At 52.5% G+C, this 5,064-nt stretch carries 4 protein-coding genes and 1 pseudogene; 4 read left to right on the forward strand and 1 reads right to left on the reverse strand.

Annotated elements, in window-relative coordinates:
• Window positions 1-309: pseudogene (locus AB7E14_RS20440) on the reverse strand (mannose-6-phosphate isomerase); the annotation flags it as partial.
• A 187-nt stretch (window positions 310-496) separates the two neighbouring features.
• Here AB7E14_RS20440 and AB7E14_RS20445 point away from each other — a divergent pair.
• From AB7E14_RS20445 to carB, 4 genes are all read left to right on the forward strand, one after another.
• The gene (locus tag AB7E14_RS20445) at window positions 497-1,504 is read left to right on the forward strand and encodes a LacI family DNA-binding transcriptional regulator (protein WP_044267378.1); all 1,008 of its coding nucleotides are present in this window, start codon (window positions 497-499) and stop codon (window positions 1,502-1,504) included.
• Window positions 1,505-1,637: 133 nt separating this feature from the next.
• Entirely contained in the window at window positions 1,638-2,459 is an 822-nt protein-coding gene (dapB, locus tag AB7E14_RS20450) for a 4-hydroxy-tetrahydrodipicolinate reductase (protein WP_316962835.1), read from the forward strand.
• A gap of 457 nt (window positions 2,460-2,916) precedes the next feature.
• Window positions 2,917-4,065, forward strand: a complete 1,149-nt coding sequence (carA, locus tag AB7E14_RS20455) for a glutamine-hydrolyzing carbamoyl-phosphate synthase small subunit (RefSeq protein WP_316962834.1) — start codon at window positions 2,917-2,919, stop codon at window positions 4,063-4,065.
• Window positions 4,066-4,083: 18 nt separating this feature from the next.
• Window positions 4,084-5,064: carbamoyl-phosphate synthase large subunit (carB, locus tag AB7E14_RS20460; RefSeq protein ID WP_428169870.1), on the forward strand; the 981-nt coding region annotated here is incomplete at its 3' end.

A 5,064-nucleotide genomic window follows, 5' to 3' on the forward strand; every position in this document is an offset into this window, starting at 1 on the left:
ATGGTGACAGGAGAGAACGCCAAAGACGCGGTCATCGGTCAGATTACGCGCCAACAATTCATGCAGCGCCTGCTCATCACGTCGCGCGGATTCAACATTAATCACTACGGTGGCGTTTAGCGCGGCGAGGAGGTGTTGCTCCAGCTCATCCAGTCGCACACCCGGATAACAATCAATAACCAGTACGGTTTTAGGTGATTCAGAAACCCGGCTGCGAAGTACCGAATGGACCGACGCCCAGCCTTGCCAGGCCTCGTCGTCATAGCCCTGAACATAAACCTCAGGGAATTTATTATAGGTTGTACGCATTTTCTCTCTCCGTGTTGGCTAATTAAAGATTAATCGATTAACCTTATTTTCATAGGGTGGTTAACGCGATTAACCCGCCATAATCAAAAACCAGGGCGGTAAAAAGCTCATCAGCGTGATGAGAATCACACGTACTGGCACATTAATGAGGTTATTCGATTAACTTTTGCGAGAAACAGGAGAAGTCATGACAACCATTACCCTGGCGCAGGTTGCGGAACGCGCAGGCGTCTCCACTGCGACCGTGTCGATGGTACTGCGTAATCGGGGGCGTATTTCACAGGCAACGCGTGAACGCGTACTTAAAGCGCTGGATGATTCTGGCTATGTCTATAACCAGACCGCAGCGAATTTGCGTAATCGCAGCAGCAATCAGGTCGGGCTCTTGTTGCATGATATTACTAACCCATTTTATGGCGAGATGACGGCGGGGCTCAGTCATGAAATGGAGCGGCACGATCTGCTGTTGTTTCTGGCGAACAGCGAAGAGTCCGGCGAGCGCCAGCAAAAGTTTGTTGATTCCCTGATGCGCAATAACGCCTGCGGTATGGTGCTCTGCGCGGCGCGGGAAACACCGACCTCGTTCTTTGAAGCGCTTAAACGGCGTAATATTCCCGCTATCATGGTGGTTCGCCCGCTTAGCGATCCGGACTTTGATTTTGTCGGCACCGATAATTTTCTCGGGACGCAAATGGCAACGACCCATTTAGTTAAACTGGGGCACAAAAATATCGCCTTCATCGGCGGCAGCCCGAATTCAGGGAGCCGGGCGCAGCGCATTGGCGGATTTACCAGCACACTACTGGAATATGGCATTTCACCGAATCCACAGTGGATCGTTGCCACTCAGGCCAGCCAGATTGATGGCGCGAAAGTGGCGGAGTCTCTGCTGATGCAACATCCACAAATTACTGCCGCGGTGTGTTATCAGGATATTGTGGCATTGGGGGTAATGCAGGCGCTACGTAAAATGGGGCGTGAACCCGGGCGCGACTTTGCATTAGTCGGGTTCGATGATATTACCGAAGCGGCGTTGGTTCAGCCTGCGCTGACCACCGTGTCGGTCGCGGCAAAAGAGATTGGTCGTAAGGCGGGAGAGTTACTTTACAGTCGTATTCAGGGGAATGATGAGCCGGCGAAACGCATTATTCTGCCTCCGGCACTGGTGGTCAGAGAATCATGTGGTTTTCGCTGATCGTCATGTCTTTTACTGATATCTCTCGCTGTTTATCATTAAATTCTAATTATCGACGTTTTTGGCTAGCGGCATGACGACGTGCTGGTTAATCTGAAAACGATTTACATCATTTTAACGTAAGAGAATAACTATGCATGATGCACAGGTCCGTGTCGCGATAGCGGGCGCGGGTGGCCGTATGGGCCGCCAGTTAATTCAGGCAGCGCTGCAGATGGATGGCGTTGCGCTTGGTGCGGCGCTTGAGCGCGAGGGATCGTCACTGCTGGGCAGCGATGCCGGAGAACTGGCGGGTGTCGGGAAAACCGCCGTTACCGTGCAAAGTCGCCTTGAGGCAGTAAAAGATGATTTCGATGTGTTCATCGATTTTACCCGTCCGGAAGGCACGCTGAATCATCTGGCGTTTTGTCGTCAGCATGGCAAAGGGATGGTCATTGGCACTACCGGTTTTGACGATGCGGGAAAACAGGCGATTCGCGATGCCGCGCAGGACATAGGCATTGTCTTCGCGGCGAACTTTAGCGTCGGTGTCAACGTGATGCTTAAGCTGCTGGAAAAGGCGGCGAAGGTGATGGGCGACTATACCGATATTGAAATCATTGAAGCGCACCACCGCCATAAAGTTGATGCGCCGTCAGGCACCGCGCTGGCGATGGGGGAGGCGATTGCCCATGCGCTGGATAAAGATCTAAAAGAATGCGCCGTCTACAGTCGCGAAGGCTACACCGGCGAACGCGTGCCGGGAACAATTGGCTTTGCCACCGTCCGCGCCGGGGACATTGTGGGCGAACATACCGCTATGTTTGCCGATATCGGCGAACGTGTCGAAATCACTCACAAAGCGTCCAGCCGTATGACTTTTGCCAATGGTGCGGTGAGATCGGCACTTTGGGTTAGTGCAAAGAAAAATGGTCTTTTTGATATGCGAGATGTCCTTGATCTCAACAATTTATAGTTAATTATTACCTTTCGTGATGTGGTTATTGTAATCTCAATGCATTGATTACATGGGGCAATATTTTTATTGCCCTTTTATTTTACCTGTTACGGATTGTTTCCATTACAAATGGCGTAAAAATCTATCTTTTCTCTCTTTATTACGTTGCCTGAATGTAAATTTTGACCAAGTGGTCCACTTTTTCGAAGCCTGAGACTATTTTCTACGCATAATTGTTCACGCAAGCGTTTTCCTGCCAGGGTTGGGTGATCTTTTTGCCTGTTAAATCCGTTGATTTCATCCTGAGTCGCAAAAGAATATAAAAAATACCGCCTTTAAGTTGACTTTTGCCTGCCTTATCTCCAGAATGCCGCCGTTTGCCAGAAATCCACGGGTAAGCAAATTTGCATTGATTCATGCTATGCGAATGCATTAATATGCAAATAAAGTGAGTGAATATTCTCTGGAGGGTGTTTTGATTAAGTCAGCGCTATTGGTTCTGGAAGACGGAACCCAGTTTCACGGTCGGGCCATAGGGGCAACAGGTTCGGCGGTTGGGGAAGTCGTTTTCAATACTTCAATGACCGGTTATCAAGAAATCCTCACTGATCCTTCCTATTCCCGCCAAATCGTTACTCTTACTTATCCCCATATCGGTAATGTCGGCACCAATGCCGCCGATGAAGAATCCTCCCAGGTCCATGCGCAAGGCCTTGTCATTCGTGACCTGCCGCTGATTGCCAGCAACTTTCGCAATACCGAAGACCTCTCTTCTTACCTGAAACGCCATAACATTGTGGCGATTGCCGATATCGATACCCGTAAGCTGACGCGTCTGCTGCGCGAGAAAGGGGCGCAAAACGGTTGCATTATCGCGGGCGATAACCCGAATGCGGCGCTGGCGCTGGAAAAAGCGAAAGCCTTCCCGGGCCTGAACGGCATGGATCTTGCCAAAGAAGTGACCACCACGGAATCTTACAGCTGGACCCAGGGGAGCTGGACGCTGGCGGGCGACCTGCCGGAAGCAAAGAAAGAAGACGAACTGCCGTTCCATGTTGTCGCCTATGACTTTGGCGCCAAGCGCAACATTTTGCGCATGCTGGTGGACAGAGGCTGTCGCCTGACGGTTGTCCCGGCAAAAACGTCGGCAGAAGATGTGCTGAAGATGAATCCGGACGGGATCTTCCTGTCGAACGGCCCTGGTGACCCGGCGCCATGCGATTACGCTATCGACGCAATTCAGAAATTCCTCCAGACCGATATTCCGGTGTTTGGCATCTGCTTAGGACATCAGCTGCTGGCGCTGGCGAGTGGGGCAAAAACCGTGAAGATGAAATTCGGTCACCACGGTGGCAACCATCCGGTCAAAGATATCGACAACAATACGGTGATGATTACGGCACAGAACCACGGCTTTGCGGTGGATGAAGCGTCCATGCCGGCCAATCTGCGCGTGACCCACAAGTCGCTGTTCGATGGCACCCTGCAAGGGATTCATCGCACCGACAAACCGGCATTCAGCTTCCAGGGCCACCCGGAAGCGAGCCCGGGTCCTCACGATGCCGCGCCATTGTTCGACCACTTTATCGAGTTAATTGAGCTTTACCGTCAGTCCGCGAAATAATCAGGAGTTAAGAGAGCCATGCCAAAACGTACAGACATAAAAAGTATCCTGATTCTGGGCGCGGGTCCGATTGTTATCGGTCAGGCGTGTGAGTTTGACTACTCCGGCGCGCAGGCGTGTAAAGCGCTGCGTGAAGAGGGGTACCGCGTCATTCTGGTGAACTCCAACCCCGCGACCATCATGACCGACCCGGAAATGGCCGATGCGACCTACATCGAGCCGATTCACTGGGAAGTCGTGCGCAAGATTATTGAGAAAGAGCGCCCGGACGCGGTGCTGCCGACCATGGGCGGTCAGACGGCGCTGAACTGTGCGCTGGAACTGGAGCGCCAGGGCGTGCTGGCCGAATTCGGTGTGACCATGATTGGTGCGACCGCCGATGCGATTGATAAAGCCGAAGACCGTCGTCGCTTCGATATCGCGATGAAGAAAATCGGTCTCGACACCGCGCGTTCGGGCATTGCCCATACGATGGAAGAGGCGCTGGCGGTAGCGGCTGACGTCGGCTATCCGTGCATCATCCGCCCGTCCTTTACCATGGGCGGCACCGGCGGCGGTATCGCCTACAACCGCGAAGAGTTTGAAGAAATTTGTACTCGCGGCCTGGATCTCTCCCCAACTAACGAGCTGCTGATTGATGAATCGCTGATTGGCTGGAAAGAGTACGAGATGGAAGTGGTGCGTGATAAAAACGACAACTGCATCATCGTCTGCTCTATTGAGAACTTCGACGCCATGGGCATTCACACCGGTGACTCCATCACTGTGGCACCGGCCCAGACGCTGACCGACAAAGAATATCAAATCATGCGTAACGCCTCGATGGCGGTACTGCGTGAAATCGGCGTAGAAACCGGCGGTTCAAACGTGCAGTTCGCGGTGAACCCGAAAAACGGTCGCCTGATTGTGATCGAAATGAACCCGCGCGTATCCCGTTCCTCCGCGCTGGCAGCAAAAGCCACCGGCATCCCGATAGCGAAAGTGGCGGCGAAACATGCG

Source organism: Citrobacter sp. (assembly GCF_050252275.1).
GTDB lineage: Bacteria > Pseudomonadota > Gammaproteobacteria > Enterobacterales > Enterobacteriaceae > Citrobacter_A > Citrobacter_A amalonaticus.